A 13,651-nucleotide genomic window follows, 5' to 3' on the forward strand; every position below is an offset into this window, starting at 1 on the left:
TTCCTGATGACCGACAAACGGGCATCGTGTCGTGAAAATGTCATGCGTCTGGAGTAGCGCCGGCAAAGGTTTGGAGACGAAAACATGTCCGTGATCACCAGCATCGAACAACTCGAAGCGCTCTATGGCCTGCCTCGCGAGGCGTCGGTGGTCAAGGAGCTCGACCAGCTGATTCCCGAATACGAAGCCTTCATCGAAGCTTCGCCGTTTGCTGCGCTCGCAACCTGCGGGCCTGAAGGGCTGGATTGCTCGCCGCGCGGCGATCTCGCCGGCTTCGTCCGCATCCACGATCCGAAAACGCTGATGATGCCGGACCGGCGCGGCAACAACCGTGCCGATTCGCTGAGGAACATCCTTCGCGATCCGCGCGTCGCGCTTCTGTTTCTGGTGCCGGGCTCCGGCACGACGCTGCGCGTCAATGGCCGCGCCCGCATCACCACCGATCCCGCGCTCTGCGCCTCGTTCGCAGTCGAGGGCAAGCCGGCGCGCTCGGTGACGGTCGTCGAGGCCGATGCGGTCTATTTCCAGTGCGCCCGCGCCATTCACCGATCGGAACTGTGGAATCCGGCAAGGCATGTCGACCCAAGATCGCTGCCGACCGCCGGCCAAATCCTGGAAATCACCAGCCGCAAGAACATCGACGGCGAGGTCTACGACAGGGAATGGCCGGAGCGCGCGAAAAAATCGATGTGGTGAAGAAATTTGGTGGTGAGGGAATTTGGTGGTGAAGCACTGGGCCGTCAGGCGGTCTTCAACACCTCGGCAATCTTGCGCATCTGTTCGCCGATCATGTCGCATTGTTCCGGCGTCGACTGGCTCATCGCCTTTTCGATCAGCGTCATGTGGACCTTCAGGGCCTGCATCAGCAGTGCTTCGCCTGCCTCAGTCAACGTCAGCCGCAGCACGCGCTTGTCCTTCTCGTCGCTCTCGCGGCGCAGTAGGCCGCGGGTCTCCAACTGCGGCAAAAGCATGGTGATGTTGGAGCGGCCGACCAGCAGGCGGCGAGCGAGGTCGTGCTGCGACATGCCGGGATGGCGGTAGAGGTTCATCAGCACGTCCAGCTGCGCCGGCTTCAGGTCGAGCGGCGCCAGCTTCACCGCCAAGGTGCGTTCCACCACGTGGCAGGCGCGCGCCACCGCAACCCAGTTGCGAAAACGCGGGTTGTCCCAGGGCAGGTCTTGCTTAATGTTCATGTTTGAACTATTATGTTCATGCTTGAACCAATGGATGGATCGCCACTATGGCATCATTTGGACTGAAGGTCATCCGCGGCACGTTCGGCGTGGCCGAGCATGTGGCGCCGCGACTCACCGGGCGCGCTGCATTCGAGCTGTTCTGCCGCACGCCGCACGAAAAGAGCTTGAGCCATGGTGAGCGCCGCGCAATCGATCGCGCCGCCGATTTCATGACCGAAGCGCGCCATCACCGGCTAAAGACCAGAACCGGCTGCGTCATGGTGCATGAATTCCGGCCCGAGCCGGGCAGGGCGGCTGCAGGCACCGTGCTCGTCATCCATGGCTGGCGTTCGCGTACCGAATACATGCGCACATTGATCGAAGCCTATCGCGATGCCGGCTACAAGGTGGTCTCGCTCGATTTGCCGGGCCACGGCCAGTCGCAGGGCCGCCGGCTGACCCTTGTCAGTGCGGTCGATGCAGCACGGGTTGCCGGCGAATGGTTCGGCCCATTTGCCGCCATCGCCGGCCATTCCTTTGGTGGTGCCGTCGCCGCCAATGCCGTCGCCGGTTCAATCAGAAATATCCCGCCGTTGACGGCCGGGCGGCTGGTGCTAATCGCTGCGCCGAGCTCGCTTCCTGCGATCTTTGCCGATTTCAGCCGCATGCTGAATGTCGGCTCGCGCTCGCAGGTCGCCATGGCCGACCGGGTCGAGCGCATCGCCGGCCGGCCGCTGCACGAATTCACCGGTGACCGCCAACTGGCAAGCGCGCCGCTGCCGACGCTGGTGATCCACGCGCCGGACGACCGCGAAGTGTCCGCCGATCATGCAAGGCTCTACGCGCGTGCCGGCGACCATGTGCGGCTGTACTGGGCCGACGGGCTCGGCCACCGCCGCATTCTCGCGGACAAGGGTGTGGTGGAGCGCGCCGTTGGCTTCGTTGCCGGCAGGCTGGAGCCGTCTCTGCAGTGACCTGAATGTCTGTTCTTGTCTGCCGGGTTCGACCGTCACGCCGCCCCGGTGCTGGCCATCGCTATCCAAGCCGCCATTGCCCCGGCCACCGTCTCCAGAAGAGCCGAGCGCGACGCGCCGTCGCGCGCCTGGATCGACATGCCGTGCTGTACGGTCGCATAGAAGGTCGCGGCCGTACCGCAGTCGAAATCGGCCGGCAACTCCCCCTCGGCCACGCCACGCTCGAGGCGTCTCAGCAAGGCTTCGCGGTTTTCGGCACGGCGACGGCGCAGATCATCGCAGATGGCGCCGCGGCTCGAGTCCTGGTGCAATGCGCCGAGCGCGATAAGGCAGCCTTGCGGACGGCCGGTCTGCGAATAGGCCCTGGCCGTCTGGCGCAGGAACCGCTCGACCGCCTGGCGTGCGGTCGGCGCCTTTTCCAGCGCAGACCAGATATCGGTGCCTTCCACCTGCGTGTAAAGCTCGGTCGCCTCGAGGAACAGCGCTTCCTTGCTGCCAAAGGCTGCGTAGAGGCTGGGTGAGTTGATGCCCATTGCAGCGGTCAGGTCGCTTATCGACGCGCCCTCATAACCCTTGGCCCAAAACACTTCCATTGCCCGCCGCAAGGCGGCGGTTCGATCGAAGGTGCGGGGGCGGCCTCGTTCCGGCATGGTGTGCTTTCTGTGTTGATCGATACATAATTCAGTTGACGTGGTTCAGCAAGGCTGGCAGGTATTTATGTATCAATCACTACAAAATGGAGAAGCAAATGTCATCCAGGAGCTTGAACGGCAAGGCCGCCTTCGTCACCGGCGGCAGCCGCGGCATTGGTGCGGCGATCGCACGAAGGCTCGCGGCCGACGGCGCGGGCGTGGCGATCACCTATGTGAATGGCGAGGAACGGGCGCGTACGGTGGTCGGGGAAATCGAGGCGGCCGGCGGTCGGGCCTTCGCCATCAAGGCCGACAATCGCGATGCTGCCGCGATCGAGGCGGCAGTCAATGAGGCGGTAAGAGCCTTCGGACGGCTCGACATCCTCGTCAACAGCGCCGGCATCTGGCGCGCTGCGCCGATCGATGCCCTGTCGCTTGCCGACTTCGATGAGACGATGGAGGTCAACCTCAGAGCCCCGTTCGTCGCGGCCAAGGCAGCAGCGGCGCATATGGGCGAGGGTGGCCGGATCATCTCGATCGGCAGCAACCTGGCCGAGCGTGCCACCGATGCCGGCCTGAGCGCCTATTCGGCCAGCAAGGCTGCCTTGGTTGGCCTGACCAAGGCCTTTGCACGCGATCTCGGTCTGCGCGGCATCACCGCCAATGTCGTCCATCCGGGGTCGACGGATACCGACATGAATCCAGCAGGCGGCCCGCACGCCGAGCATCAGCGCCAGAAGATGGCGACGCCTCGCTTCGGCACGGCCGACGAGATCGCCGGCATGGTCGCCTGGCTTGCCGGCCCCGAAGGGCGCTTCGTGACAGGCGCAGCATTGACCATCGACGGCGGCGCCAACGCCTGAGGCTTGGCTCACGGGCGCAACCATTTGGTCGGGAGCGACGGCGGATTCGCTCCACCCGTCACGATGTTGTGAAACCGTTCTGCAACAGACGTTCCGAAATTTATGGAAGCTTAACGAAATCAGTATGAATCAGTATAGTCACGCCTTACATCCGCCATGCGGTGGGCGAGACCGTGAAAGCGGTGCGGAACGGGATCCGGGTTCAACCGGAGCGGGTGATCCATGAAACTCCTTGGAAACAAAGCCACCGTGCTGCCGTTTGCGGTGGCCGTGGCAATGCTGGCCTTCGGCGCGCCGCAGGCTGAAGCACAAGGGTTCTTCGACATGCTTTTCGGCGGCGGCGTCAAACACGCACCGCCGAAAGGTAACTTTCCCCCGCCACCGTCAAAATACAAGCCGAGGCCCAAGGCGCTGGCCGCTTCCGGTGGTGGCGGTGGTGGTGCGCAAATCAGCAGCCCGTCCTATTACACCTACAAGAGCGATCCGCTGGTGCGCGTCGATTTTTCGGCACTGTCGGCAGCGCCTGAACCGGCAACGCCGCAGGATGCTGCGTTCGAGCCGGCGGCCACCGGGGCTGCATTCCGCGAAGCCATTGCCGGGCTCGACGGCTATGACCTCTATGCCGAGAAGGACATCGCCAAGGCGCTGATCGCCTACTACTCAGCCAATCCGGATTTCATCTGGGTGACGGGAACCAGTCCCAGCAGCCGTGCGCAGGATGCGGTGCGGGTGCTTGGCGAAGCCGCGAGCTACGGCCTGACGCCCGCCGACTACACCGTCGAAATTCCGGCAGCAGGCACATCGGCGGGCGATGCCGATGAACGCCTGAAAGAGCTGGTCCGCTTCGAGATGGCGCTGTCGGCACGCGTCCTGCGCTACGCCCGTGACGCACAAAGCGGCCGCGTCGATCCCAACCGCATGACCGGCTACTACGATTTTCCGCCGAAGCCGCTCGACATGGAAGGGGTGCTGAAGACGCTGGCCCATACCCAGCAAGCTCGCACCTACCTCGAATCGCGGCACCCACAGAACGCCGAGTATCAGGCGCTGCGCGTCGAACTGGAAGCGCTCCAGGCCAGCGCCGAAGACGAAATCACCATCGATCCCAATCTGCTGCTGAAGCCGGGGCAGACCAGCCCTGAACTGCCGAAGCTTTTGACAAAGATCGCGCGCAATCTCGATGACGAGATGGGCGGCGCCTATGGCGAGGTCCTGGCGAGGCTCGCCACCAGCGAGGTCTACGATCCGGAGCTGGTGCCGGTGATCAAGGCGGTGCAGAAACGGGCCGGCATGAAAGGCGACGGCGTCATCGGCCCACGTACCGTTGCATCGTTGGCCGGAACGTCCAAGGCCGACAAGGTTCAGAAGGTTCGGGTCGCGCTCGAAGAGTTGCGCTGGCTGCCTTCCGACCTCGGCAGCCCGCGTGTCTTCATCAACCAGCCGGCTTTCACCGCGAGCTATATCGACGATGGCGAGGAGAAGCTGAAGACCCGCGCCGTCGTCGGCAGGCCCACCAACCAGACTGCTTTCTTCTATGACCAGATCGAGCAGGTCGACTTCCACCCCTATTGGGGCGTGCCGCAGTCGATCCTGGTCAATGAGATGCTGCCGCGGCTGCGCCGGGATCCGGGCTATCTCGACCGCGCGGGCTATGAGGTGGTCAATGCGCGCGGTAAGCGCATTCCCTCCTCCTCGGTCAATTGGGGCGCCTATGGCGCGAAGATACCCTACGGCGTGCGCCAGCTGCCGAGCGAGGCCAATGCGCTGGGCGAGTTGAAGATATTGTTCCCCAACAAGCACGCCATCTACATGCATGACACGCCGCAGAAGTCGTTTTTCCAGCGCGACATGCGCGCGCTCAGCCATGGCTGCGTGCGCTTGCAGGATCCGCGCGGTATGGCGGCTGCCGTGCTCGGCACCTCGGTCGACTACATCGAGGACAGACTGAAGCTCGGACATTCGACCGAAGACGTGACACGCAAGATCCCGGTCTATGTCGCCTATTTCACCGCATGGCCGGACCTGTCCGGCAATGTCGAATATTTCAACGACGTATACGGCCGCGACACAAGGCTGCAGCAGGCGCTCGACAGCACGGAAGCGGTGCGTTCGCCGGCAAGCTGAGGAATGCGGGTCTAGCGCTGAAAGAGCGGACGCCGGAAGCCGGCGTCGCGCCCGGCGATCAGCCAATACACCAGGCCAGCGACAACGCCTGCTGCGGCAATGATACCGATATCGGCCCAGCGCTCCGGGTTCGTGTCGTCTGGTACACTGGGCCAGATCAGGGCGAAGCCGCCAACCGCAGCCGCGGCGCCGAAGATCATATGCAGCCAAAAACTGCGCAGCGAGAAAAACTCGGCAATCAGTGCGAAGATCAGCGTCTGCAAGGCAGTCAGCACGATCGTCAGAAAATAGATGAACATGCCGAGCGGCGGCAACAGCAGCACCGCAACGGGGGTGACACCCATGACGTCGAAATAATTCGGCGCATTTGGCAGCGAGCTCAGCCCGCCATAGATCGCCGCCACCGCGATCAGCCCAACCAGTACCGCTATGAAATAACCCGCGAGCATCATCAGAAAGCGTTTCAATACGTGCTTTACCGTCGCCATGCCCACCCCCGCGCGCAATGATAGCACTCAGTCAGCCATCAAAGTCATATCTGCGCAAGGGTGTGTCGAAGGCCGGGGGCCTTCGAGGCGCGCCATTTTTTAGAATCTGGACCGTTTGCGGGACAGCTTTATTTCGGCGCGGCTGTCACCGGATCATAGGTGATTTCGACTTTGGCCTTGTCGTTCGTGTAATAAATGACGGTGTAGGCGCCGCTGTCCCAATCGATTTCCTTGATGTAGTGGAAGTCGTCGCGCTGCTCGACCTTGGCAATGATTTCCGACAGCTTCTTGGCATTCTGCGCCGGCACCGGATTTTCGTCAGCCGCAAAGGCCGATCCGCCGACAAGCAGCACGGCGGCCGCCAAAACAAGTCTGGACATGGCTTTCCCTCACATCTCGATCAGCAGAAACTCGTTTCCATACAGGTTTGTTCCGGGATCGCGGAGCGTTGCGCTACAACGAGGCGCCGTCCGTACCTGATCTATGGCCGCCGAAAGAACAAGGCGACTGCTTAAAATCATGATGCGTCGCCTCAACATCGCGGCCATAACAGTGCCGACGGTCACTCGGGGGTCTACATGCAAATGCGTCATGCCATCATATTTGTACTTTCCATACTTTCCATCCCGTCCGTTTCGATGCCTGTGCAGAAAGCCGAGGCGCTGGAACCTGAACGCTATACGGTCTATTGCGCCGACGACCGTATCGAAGTTTCGTTCTGGGATATCGAGCAGATGAAGGTGCGGGCCGGCTCCAACGTTTGCCAGTTCCAGAGCTACACGAGCTACAGCAGCGCCTTGAATTTCGCCCAAAAGAATTTTGGGGGCGAGGGGGCGACCTGCAGCTGCTAGTGGTAAAAATCTGACGCTTGGTGCCCAATGCGGATTATCTGTTCCGACCCTTTCCGGTCGTACAGATGTGGCAATGTTACGGCGTCAGTCGACCCGTTCCGATCATTGGCCATCTTGCAACCCTTTGAAATCTGGCGCTAGATGGGACATGGGACCATTACTGCGCGAGGTCTCTATGGCAAACACAGAAGAAGGAACGCGCGTAGCAGGAGTTTGGCTTGCGATCGCCTCTATCCTGCTGGCAGGCGCGCTGGTCGGCCATGGGCCGATCGATCCCGATATGGGTCGCCAGATGGGAGTCATCACCGACGACCCTGTCCGATGGGCGATCATCCATTGGGTTTCCGCGGTAGCGCTATCACTGTTCGTCCTGACAGGTCTGATCGTGCTGGCGGCCAGATCGCGCCTCACCGAGGCGTGGTGGACGTTGTCTGCCTGGGGTGTGCTGACTGTCGGCGCCCTCTGGACCATGACGACCGCGGTGGCCGAGGCCACCGTGGTCTCCGCCGCTGCTGCCGCCGGGGACACGGCAACTTTCGAGGCCTGGTGGGCATTTTCCGAAGGAAAGGCCAACGGCTTCATGTTTTTGGCGTTGGCCGTTGCCGTGATCGCTGGCAACGAGGCGCAGACCACTCACCGAGCCACGCCGGTCTGGGCATCGTACATCGCAGTCGTGGCCGGAATTGGAGCCTTCCTCGGTTGGCCCCTGGGCATGTGGCTCGGAGTCACCCTGGGCAGCTTCGTCTGGGTCGTGGCATCACTGGTGATGTCCCTGTGGACACTTTGGTTCGGGTTGGGTTTAGCGCGGACCGTGATCGGGCTGCGGCCTCACAATGGGTGACATCGAGTCCGTAGCGGGAGCGTAGCGAGCGACCCGCTTGATGACCGCGACGGGCGCTCCAGCCGCTCCCAGGCGGCGGGGATTGCTTCGCGCCGCTGAAAAAGGCCTCGACGCGCGAGTTTGCCGAATGGGCGATATGCTTGCAGTGGGCGCGGTAAAGCCGCTTCAGCAGCCGGAGCGAAAGGCAGGTTTACCCAGAGCGGGCCTACTGCTTCGGCACCAAGCGTCAGATTTTGACAACTAGCCGCTCTGACTTGGAATTGATTCAGGAAAGCAGATGGTGGGCGATGCAGGGATTGAACCTGCGACCCCACCCGTGTGAAGGCAGAATGCCGGTCACGACTTTCCCTTTTGTTTTCCGAACCTTACGTGCTTCTTCTTTATGGACTGTACCATTTTTGCGTCAAACAAGCCAGCTTCGCGGTCGAAAATCCCGGCGACATTCCGCCCGGCTTCCTCGCTGTGGACATAGGTCTGCATGAACAGGCTGGCCGACTTCCAACCGCCCGCGTCCATTGCCTCTTTGATCCGCGCGCCGCCGTTGATTGCGTTCGTTGCGAAAGAGTGTCGGCCGGCGGCGTGGCTTGATCTCGGCTCGATCTTGGCGCGCTTGCAGACAGCCTTGATGCGTCTGTTGACCGCTTGCCGATCGGTATAGCCAAACACCCTCTGATCCTTCCCAAGCCCCAGCGCCGCCATCCTGGCTGTCAGCTCGGCGGTGAGGTAGCGCGGCGACCATTCGTCGGTCTTGGTCTTCTCCAGCATTGCCACGCGCGCACCGAGGTCGACGTATTGGCCTACGAGATTGATGGCTTCGGAGACGCGGGCGCCGGTCTGCTGCATGAACAGGACGCAAGCGGAAAGGTGGGGAAGCCCGCTCTTGTCGGATTCGGCGAGGAACTTATCCATCCAGTCGCGGTCGACCGGCTTGTTCTTCTTCGATCGCTGGACGTCGAATTGCTTTACCTTGACCGGGCCGCACCATCCGAGGTCGTGAGCGTGGTTGATGATCGACCGGGCAGGGGTCACCACTTGCCGGTTGCGCGTGGCGGCTGTGGCCTTCGGGTAAAGCGCCAAGGCAGCACCACGGATCTCTGCCGGCATGATCGAACCGATTGCCCGGCCCTTGAAGAACTTCAGGACCTTGGGGACGTACCGGCCTTCGCCGCCCTGTTCGAGATAGCTCACGGCTGCTTCTTCGAAGGTCCGGACGGCGGCTTCGCCATAGGTATGACGTTTCCAGAGCTTTGCTTCGTAGAGCGCGCAGAGTTCCCTGGCTTGGGCTTCGTCGCGAGTGCCAAGGCTTTTTCGTATGCGCTTTCCGTTGAAGGTTCCAACGGCGTACCAGATACCTTCGCGTTCGTCTGGTTTGAGGCCCGGCATGATATCTTCTCCCGAAGCAGGGCGATGTGTTCCGGATAGAACACCTTCTTGACGCCACGTCGCTCAAAATGCGGATTGTCTTTGATTTCGTCCACAAGGAACCGCCTGGAAACGCCAAGCAGGATCGCGGCGCCGTCCATATCGATGGGCACCAAGCCTTCGGTCCATGCGGGAAGGGTTCGCGTCACCTTGCCGCTCCCGCTGTCCGGCCCAGATATGCGGGATGCTCTGGTTTGCGCCCGTCCGTATAAAATCCGCCCCCGGCCGGATGCTTGAGGTCAAGTCCGTCGAGACCGCTCTTGAGCAAATGCGTCAGTGGGTGGACTGGCCCGTCCCAGACAAGCTCGCTGCCGCCTACGTGGTCTGTGCTCGGGCGATCGACAACCCGACGCCAGAAGCCATTGCAGAAGCGCGACAGGCTTTTGTTGAGGCGGCGCGCGAGGCGAAGGTGCTGCGGGAGGGGTAGCATTATACCGCCTCCCTCGGCAGGACAGCAGCGGCCATGACGGCGAGGGCCGGGCGATACTTCCGCTCCAACCGTTCGGCGTCGGTCTTCCCGAGCCAGAACAACCAACGTTCGCGCCATGTCAGCCAATGAAGCTCGCCGTTGCGCATGATGAGCAGCGGCCCGTCTATATTCGGCCGGATGTCTGGTTTGGCGTTAGCGGGCCAACCTATGTAGCCGCCCCAGCCGACCGATTGATAAACCGTTCCCTCGCGCATCTTCATCACTCACCTCCCCTTCCAGAGAGGCTATCCTGGCGCGCCAGCGCCTCTCTCAGTGCTTCCCGTTCGGCTTCGGCTGCGAGAGCCAGACCCAAGGCTTGGTTGCGCTCATCAAGCACACAGTCTCGCTCTTTCACCAGCCTAGCGTTCTCAGCTTCGAGGGCGGCGACCCTCTTCGCCCATTGCCGCTCACGTTGCGCTGCGGTTCCTGTTGGCTTGGCATACAAGACAGCCTCTAGATTATCCCGCTCCTTAACGGCAACTACGGCATCCCGTAAGCAGTCAATGCGGGTATGCGCCCAAACATCAGTTTGAGCTTTTTCCAGCCGTTCGATCAGTGTGTCGCTCATGGCTGCGGCTCCTGTTGAAGTGCAGCACGGCCGGCGGCGGTGATTGCGGCCGGATACCACAGAGTAATCAGACCACGCCGCCGCAACGACGCGAACGTTCCGGTGAGACCGCCTGCCGTTGACCGTCCGCCCGCAAAACCGGAAATCGCCGACTGGCCAGCGGCAAGGTTCCGCAAGACGCGCCGTTGTGCGTCTGTCAGTTTCATCCCCGCTCTCCCTCAGCATGAGAAGCGGCGAGGGCTGGCATTCGGCGATAGGCTTTGACGAGTTCGAAGCCGAGATAGGCGAGCAATTTGCCTCTGATCGGCCTAATGCCCAAAGCCACCTGCCTGACGTACTCGTCCGATATCCCGACCAGCCGTGCCAGCGCTGCGTATGAGCCAAGCTCTTCGATCTTCTGCCGCAAAGCATCCTGCACTCCCGGCTCTATCGGTGCCTTGGGGAGAGGATTGGCGAAAAGGGGGACTAGTCTCCCGCCTTCGTTAGCCAGTTTTTCGGCCGCCTCTTTGGAGAGGAACACGCGCTTCCATCCCGCGCCCTCCGCCAGCCACGCCACCGCCTCGGCAGCATCCCCTACAGGGGGAGCGGCGTTGCGGCCGGCCTTGTATCCAGCACTATAGGCTTCGGCCAGCGCGATTTCGGCCGATGTTGAAGCGACGCTCACGACGATTTGAAGAGAAGGGTTTCCTGCGAGGGCGGCGTAGAGCGGTTCTATATCAAGATCGGCGCGGGCCATTTGAGCGGCCACCCAATCCGGGGTAGGGTCATAAACCCATGTCTCGGCGCCCTTAACTCGCCATCGATACGCCACCTCCACCATCTCCCCCGCCCCACCCATGGGGGCAGGGACGGCTTTGGTTTTGGAGAGTGTAGAGCGAATGGCGCCGGCCTCTATCTCTGCCTCGTGTTCCTCGATAACGGTGGTAAAGCCGTCCCACTCATCGTCACCGTTGTCGACGAGTCCGCGCTTAATGAGCCAACCCCACACCTCCCTATGGAAAGCTTCGAGGCTTGCAATCCGTTCTGCTTCTTCCCCATCCACCGCCGATGTTGGGGCGGGCGGGGTGGCTACGCGCACTACGGCATCGGTATACGGGTAAAGATCGTGAGCGGCGTTCCTACTTATATGACCGTGTTCGGCCGCATTCAGCAGGGCGTCCCGCAGTTTCTGCTGCAAGTCCACCACCGGTGCGGCTGGCGCTTCGGGATTGCTGAGAGGGGCAGGGGCGGCGAACTCTGGATGCGGCGGCAGGGCATACCAATACTCGATCGGGATGAACGATCGCTTCTCATCATGGTGGGACCACTCGGGGCCGTCGATGGTCAGAATGACGGTAGCGAACGTCCGACCAAACGTGCGCAACGAGCCGGACATATAGTAGCCGCCGACCACGTAGGCTCCACCAACCTTCGGCGGATGCTTTACGTGTGTCCACCCCTTCACCGCCACAGCTTCAACCGGGCTGGATTTGGTGAGAGTGGCGCGGCACCGCCCTATCGCAGAGCGGATATCGTCAAGCCTGATCCTCAGTTCGGCCTTTGGATCGTCAGCTTCGACGGCCATCCGCAGCAATTCGATGTCAGTGGTGATGCCGTCAAGTATGTCTTGCGTTGGCGTGGTCATGGCGAAATTCCTTTGAACAGAGAACGCCTAGGCGGCATGGCTTTGGCCTCGCGTACTGGCTTTTGGGATTTGCGAAACTGCGGGCCGGAGAGCTTGCCGGCTGGCTTGATTGCGCCTGACGCCTTGTCGCGCTGGCGATCGCCTTTCCTGGTGCGGCGGATGTCGTCGGCGGTCTTTTCGGCGTGGCAGACGGAGCAAAGGACTTGCGCATTCGCCAGCACCGGCTCGCCGCCGAGAATATCAGGCAGGATGTGATCGACCTCGCCTTCGCGCGATTTCAGGACTGCCGAGCACTTCTCGCACTTGCCGGCGGCGCGAGCGAGCGCGGCCTGCTTCACCTTGCGGGGGAACTCTCGGCGGCTCATGCTGCTCGTCCCATGTGATTGGCCTGACTGGCATAGCGTCCGTCGACAATCTCAATGATCTCGTCGCGGAGCTTTTCCCAGCCTTCGGCGTCGTCGAGCAGGCGGTGGCAGATGGCGAACACGGCGCGTTCGAAAAACCGCAGGAACGCGGCCTGGTCCATACTGACGAAGGCGATCGACTTCGGCACGTAGTGCACCTTGCCGAGATGGTCGATCGAGGTCTTGACGTGGCCGACTGCGTATTTGATCCAGTCGAGCAGGGTTTCCTCGTCGCCTTCCCATGCCCCTCCGTCGATGACATGGCGCATGAGCAGGAACAGCATCCGGTGGTGCCGGACGTTCCTTGGCGTGTGGATCTCGGTCAGAACCTCCTTGCCGCGCTTCATGGCGAGCAGCATTTCGAGCCCGTCGGCATCGCACGGCACCAGGCAATGCATGCCGGCGATGACGTCGTGGCGGAAGGCGGCTTTTGAGGTCATTCGCGCCAGTCCCATAAACCTTGTGCGCCGCGCGCTGGAACTGAGGCCACCGGCTGAATATCCAGCATTGGCCAGCCCCAATTGAAGGTGCCTTCACGGTCGCTGTCGTTGCCAGCGTTGTCGCCAAATTCAACCGCACAGGCATCGCCCCGCTTCGGTTCGCCGACTACCACCGTGCAGACGACGCAGGAGTGGGGCAACGTCAGCCCCTCCTTTGTGCCGAACAGCGTGTCAGGCGATTTTTTGAGGGCGTCGAGAACACGGTCGAGCACCGGCAACGCCACGTCCTTGCGCAGGCACGGATTGGTCATGTTCTCGTCGCCATGTAGGGCTCGAACGAGCGCCCGGATCTCGCTTGCCTTGATCGGGCGGGCACCGGCATGGATTGCGAGGCGCTGGCCGATCAGCCACTTAGGCGGTTGCCATCCTCGAAATTCATATGGCTTGGCGCCGGTCGCTATCAGCGTCGCCCAGGGCTGCCAGACGGTCAACGCTTTCATCGAATTTCCCTCACGCTGAAGCTGGGTCGTTTCTTTTTCTCGTCTACCTCGTCGCCGAGCACGAGCACCGGAAGGCGAAGCTCCTGCGCGTCGATCGACAGCGTCGGGTGTGTCCAACTGACGCCCATGGGCAGATCGCAGAAGAACACCAACGGCTTGTCGCAGTTCATGCATTTGCCGGTGATGTCGGCCTGCTTGATGGTGTCGTCCTCGAATCGGGCGACCTTGACGTCGAACTGGAAGTCGACATGCGGGCATTGCGCTGAACCGCTCATC

At 61.9% G+C, this 13,651-nt stretch carries 19 protein-coding genes; 7 read left to right on the forward strand and 12 right to left on the reverse strand.

All coding sequences use genetic code 11. From position 1 onward, the window contains the following. Nucleotides 1-84: 84 nt before the first annotated feature. On the forward strand, nucleotides 85-696 hold the full coding sequence (locus tag NKJ93_RS02055) for a pyridoxamine 5'-phosphate oxidase family protein (protein WP_352587261.1): 612 nt from the start codon (nucleotides 85-87) through the stop codon (nucleotides 694-696). A 44-nt stretch (nucleotides 697-740) separates the two neighbouring features. Here the strand turns inward: NKJ93_RS02055 and NKJ93_RS02060 are convergent, their stop codons facing one another. Further along, nucleotides 741-1,193, reverse strand: a complete 453-nt coding sequence (locus NKJ93_RS02060; RefSeq protein WP_352494642.1) for a MarR family winged helix-turn-helix transcriptional regulator — start codon at nucleotides 1,191-1,193, stop codon at nucleotides 741-743. Nucleotides 1,194-1,240: 47 nt separating this feature from the next. Here NKJ93_RS02060 and NKJ93_RS02065 point away from each other — a divergent pair, with 47 nt between their 5' ends. Then, on the forward strand, nucleotides 1,241-2,149 hold the full coding sequence (locus NKJ93_RS02065; protein ID WP_352482593.1) for an alpha/beta hydrolase: 909 nt from the start codon (nucleotides 1,241-1,243) through the stop codon (nucleotides 2,147-2,149). Between the two features lie 35 nt (nucleotides 2,150-2,184). Here NKJ93_RS02065 and NKJ93_RS02070 read toward each other — a convergent pair whose 3' ends face one another. Next, nucleotides 2,185-2,799, reverse strand: coding sequence for a TetR/AcrR family transcriptional regulator (locus tag NKJ93_RS02070; RefSeq protein ID WP_023717623.1), 615 nt, complete (start codon nucleotides 2,797-2,799; stop codon nucleotides 2,185-2,187). A 98-nt stretch (nucleotides 2,800-2,897) separates the two neighbouring features. On the opposite strand from NKJ93_RS02070, the gene NKJ93_RS02075 reads away from it, so the two are divergent. Both NKJ93_RS02075 and NKJ93_RS02080 read left to right on the forward strand, forming a co-directional pair. Then, on the forward strand, nucleotides 2,898-3,644 hold the full coding sequence (locus NKJ93_RS02075; RefSeq protein WP_352587264.1) for an SDR family oxidoreductase: 747 nt from the start codon (nucleotides 2,898-2,900) through the stop codon (nucleotides 3,642-3,644). 222 nt (nucleotides 3,645-3,866) lie between these two features. After that, entirely contained in the window at nucleotides 3,867-5,768 is a 1,902-nt protein-coding gene (locus NKJ93_RS02080) for a L,D-transpeptidase family protein (protein ID WP_352587267.1), read from the forward strand. A gap of 11 nt (nucleotides 5,769-5,779) precedes the next feature. Here the strand turns inward: NKJ93_RS02080 and NKJ93_RS02085 are convergent, their stop codons facing one another. Next, nucleotides 5,780-6,256 carry a hypothetical protein gene (locus tag NKJ93_RS02085; protein ID WP_352482589.1) on the reverse strand — a complete coding sequence of 159 codons (477 nt, stop codon included), beginning with the start codon at nucleotides 6,254-6,256 and terminating at the stop codon, nucleotides 5,780-5,782. Nucleotides 6,257-6,384: 128 nt separating this feature from the next. After that, nucleotides 6,385-6,636 carry a PepSY domain-containing protein gene (locus NKJ93_RS02090; protein WP_352587270.1) on the reverse strand — a complete coding sequence of 84 codons (252 nt, stop codon included), beginning with the start codon at nucleotides 6,634-6,636 and terminating at the stop codon, nucleotides 6,385-6,387. A 198-nt stretch (nucleotides 6,637-6,834) separates the two neighbouring features. Here NKJ93_RS02090 and NKJ93_RS02095 point away from each other — a divergent pair, with 198 nt between their 5' ends. Together NKJ93_RS02095 and NKJ93_RS02100 are read left to right on the forward strand one after the other, a co-directional pair. Then, nucleotides 6,835-7,107 carry a hypothetical protein gene (locus NKJ93_RS02095; protein WP_051409612.1) on the forward strand — a complete coding sequence of 91 codons (273 nt, stop codon included), beginning with the start codon at nucleotides 6,835-6,837 and terminating at the stop codon, nucleotides 7,105-7,107. Between the two features lie 175 nt (nucleotides 7,108-7,282). Continuing rightward, nucleotides 7,283-7,948, forward strand: coding sequence for a hypothetical protein (locus tag NKJ93_RS02100; protein WP_156948025.1), 666 nt, complete (start codon nucleotides 7,283-7,285; stop codon nucleotides 7,946-7,948). Between the two features lie 336 nt (nucleotides 7,949-8,284). On the opposite strand, the gene NKJ93_RS02105 is transcribed toward NKJ93_RS02100, so the two are convergent. Next, nucleotides 8,285-9,331, reverse strand: coding sequence for a tyrosine-type recombinase/integrase (locus tag NKJ93_RS02105; RefSeq protein WP_352587273.1), 1,047 nt, complete (start codon nucleotides 9,329-9,331; stop codon nucleotides 8,285-8,287). 223 nt (nucleotides 9,332-9,554) lie between these two features. Here NKJ93_RS02105 and NKJ93_RS02110 point away from each other — a divergent pair, with 223 nt between their 5' ends. Next, complete coding sequence (locus NKJ93_RS02110; RefSeq protein ID WP_352587276.1) at nucleotides 9,555-9,797, forward strand: DUF982 domain-containing protein; 243 nt, start codon at nucleotides 9,555-9,557, stop codon at nucleotides 9,795-9,797. Nucleotides 9,798-9,799: 2 nt separating this feature from the next. On the opposite strand, the gene NKJ93_RS02115 is transcribed toward NKJ93_RS02110, so the two are convergent. The 7 genes from NKJ93_RS02115 to NKJ93_RS02145 all read right to left on the reverse strand — a co-directional run bounded on the left by NKJ93_RS02115 (nucleotide 9,800) and on the right by NKJ93_RS02145 (nucleotide 13,650). Next, nucleotides 9,800-10,060 (reverse strand): hypothetical protein, encoded by a 261-nt coding sequence (locus tag NKJ93_RS02115; protein WP_352587278.1) that lies wholly within the window; start codon nucleotides 10,058-10,060, stop codon nucleotides 9,800-9,802. After that, a complete protein-coding gene (locus NKJ93_RS02120; RefSeq protein WP_352587281.1) occupies nucleotides 10,060-10,407 on the reverse strand; it encodes a hypothetical protein in 348 nt (115 codons plus the stop codon). The genes NKJ93_RS02115 and NKJ93_RS02120 overlap by 1 nt, the downstream gene beginning before the upstream one ends. A 202-nt stretch (nucleotides 10,408-10,609) precedes the next feature. Beyond that, nucleotides 10,610-12,031: a hypothetical protein gene (locus tag NKJ93_RS02125; protein ID WP_352587284.1), complete on the reverse strand. Its 1,422-nt coding sequence runs from the start codon at nucleotides 12,029-12,031 to the stop codon at nucleotides 10,610-10,612. Continuing rightward, nucleotides 12,028-12,396: an HNH endonuclease gene (locus NKJ93_RS02130; RefSeq protein WP_352587287.1), complete on the reverse strand. Its 369-nt coding sequence runs from the start codon at nucleotides 12,394-12,396 to the stop codon at nucleotides 12,028-12,030. Before NKJ93_RS02130 ends, NKJ93_RS02125 begins: the two co-directional genes overlap by 4 nt. Next, nucleotides 12,393-12,875 (reverse strand): hypothetical protein, encoded by a 483-nt coding sequence (locus NKJ93_RS02135; protein ID WP_352587290.1) that lies wholly within the window; start codon nucleotides 12,873-12,875, stop codon nucleotides 12,393-12,395. Before NKJ93_RS02135 ends, NKJ93_RS02130 begins: the two co-directional genes overlap by 4 nt. Further along, the gene (locus NKJ93_RS02140; protein WP_352587292.1) at nucleotides 12,872-13,375 is read right to left on the reverse strand and encodes an ASCH domain-containing protein; all 504 of its coding nucleotides are present in this window, start codon (nucleotides 13,373-13,375) and stop codon (nucleotides 12,872-12,874) included. The genes NKJ93_RS02135 and NKJ93_RS02140 overlap by 4 nt, the downstream gene beginning before the upstream one ends. Continuing rightward, nucleotides 13,372-13,650 carry a hypothetical protein gene (locus NKJ93_RS02145; protein WP_352587295.1) on the reverse strand — a complete coding sequence of 93 codons (279 nt, stop codon included), beginning with the start codon at nucleotides 13,648-13,650 and terminating at the stop codon, nucleotides 13,372-13,374. The genes NKJ93_RS02140 and NKJ93_RS02145 overlap by 4 nt, the downstream gene beginning before the upstream one ends. Nucleotide 13,651: the final 1 nt, after the last annotated feature.

Origin of the sequence: Mesorhizobium sp. M0028, from assembly GCF_040323855.1 — a bacterium.
Classification (GTDB): Bacteria; Pseudomonadota; Alphaproteobacteria; order Rhizobiales; family Rhizobiaceae; genus Mesorhizobium.

Coding starts and splice junctions, on each gene's coding strand:
- NKJ93_RS02055 (WP_352587261.1), top strand. CDS start 85: ATGTCCGTGATCACCAGCATCGAACAACTCGAAGCGCTCTATGGCCTG.
- NKJ93_RS02060 (WP_352494642.1), bottom strand. CDS start 1,193: ATGAACATTAAGCAAGACCTGCCCTGGGACAACCCGCGTTTTCGCAAC.
- NKJ93_RS02065 (WP_352482593.1), top strand. CDS start 1,241: ATGGCATCATTTGGACTGAAGGTCATCCGCGGCACGTTCGGCGTGGCC.
- NKJ93_RS02070 (WP_023717623.1), bottom strand. CDS start 2,799: ATGCCGGAACGAGGCCGCCCCCGCACCTTCGATCGAACCGCCGCCTTG.
- NKJ93_RS02075 (WP_352587264.1), top strand. CDS start 2,898: ATGTCATCCAGGAGCTTGAACGGCAAGGCCGCCTTCGTCACCGGCGGC.
- NKJ93_RS02080 (WP_352587267.1), top strand. CDS start 3,867: ATGAAACTCCTTGGAAACAAAGCCACCGTGCTGCCGTTTGCGGTGGCC.
- NKJ93_RS02085 (WP_352482589.1), bottom strand. CDS start 6,256: ATGGCGACGGTAAAGCACGTATTGAAACGCTTTCTGATGATGCTCGCG.
- NKJ93_RS02090 (WP_352587270.1), bottom strand. CDS start 6,636: ATGTCCAGACTTGTTTTGGCGGCCGCCGTGCTGCTTGTCGGCGGATCG.
- NKJ93_RS02095 (WP_051409612.1), top strand. CDS start 6,835: ATGCAAATGCGTCATGCCATCATATTTGTACTTTCCATACTTTCCATC.
- NKJ93_RS02100 (WP_156948025.1), top strand. CDS start 7,283: ATGGCAAACACAGAAGAAGGAACGCGCGTAGCAGGAGTTTGGCTTGCG.
- NKJ93_RS02105 (WP_352587273.1), bottom strand. CDS start 9,331: ATGCCGGGCCTCAAACCAGACGAACGCGAAGGTATCTGGTACGCCGTT.
- NKJ93_RS02110 (WP_352587276.1), top strand. CDS start 9,555: ATGCTCTGGTTTGCGCCCGTCCGTATAAAATCCGCCCCCGGCCGGATG.
- NKJ93_RS02115 (WP_352587278.1), bottom strand. CDS start 10,060: ATGAAGATGCGCGAGGGAACGGTTTATCAATCGGTCGGCTGGGGCGGC.
- NKJ93_RS02120 (WP_352587281.1), bottom strand. CDS start 10,407: ATGAGCGACACACTGATCGAACGGCTGGAAAAAGCTCAAACTGATGTT.
- NKJ93_RS02125 (WP_352587284.1), bottom strand. CDS start 12,031: ATGACCACGCCAACGCAAGACATACTTGACGGCATCACCACTGACATC.
- NKJ93_RS02130 (WP_352587287.1), bottom strand. CDS start 12,396: ATGAGCCGCCGAGAGTTCCCCCGCAAGGTGAAGCAGGCCGCGCTCGCT.
- NKJ93_RS02135 (WP_352587290.1), bottom strand. CDS start 12,875: ATGACCTCAAAAGCCGCCTTCCGCCACGACGTCATCGCCGGCATGCAT.
- NKJ93_RS02140 (WP_352587292.1), bottom strand. CDS start 13,375: ATGAAAGCGTTGACCGTCTGGCAGCCCTGGGCGACGCTGATAGCGACC.
- NKJ93_RS02145 (WP_352587295.1), bottom strand. CDS start 13,650: ATGAGCGGTTCAGCGCAATGCCCGCATGTCGACTTCCAGTTCGACGTC.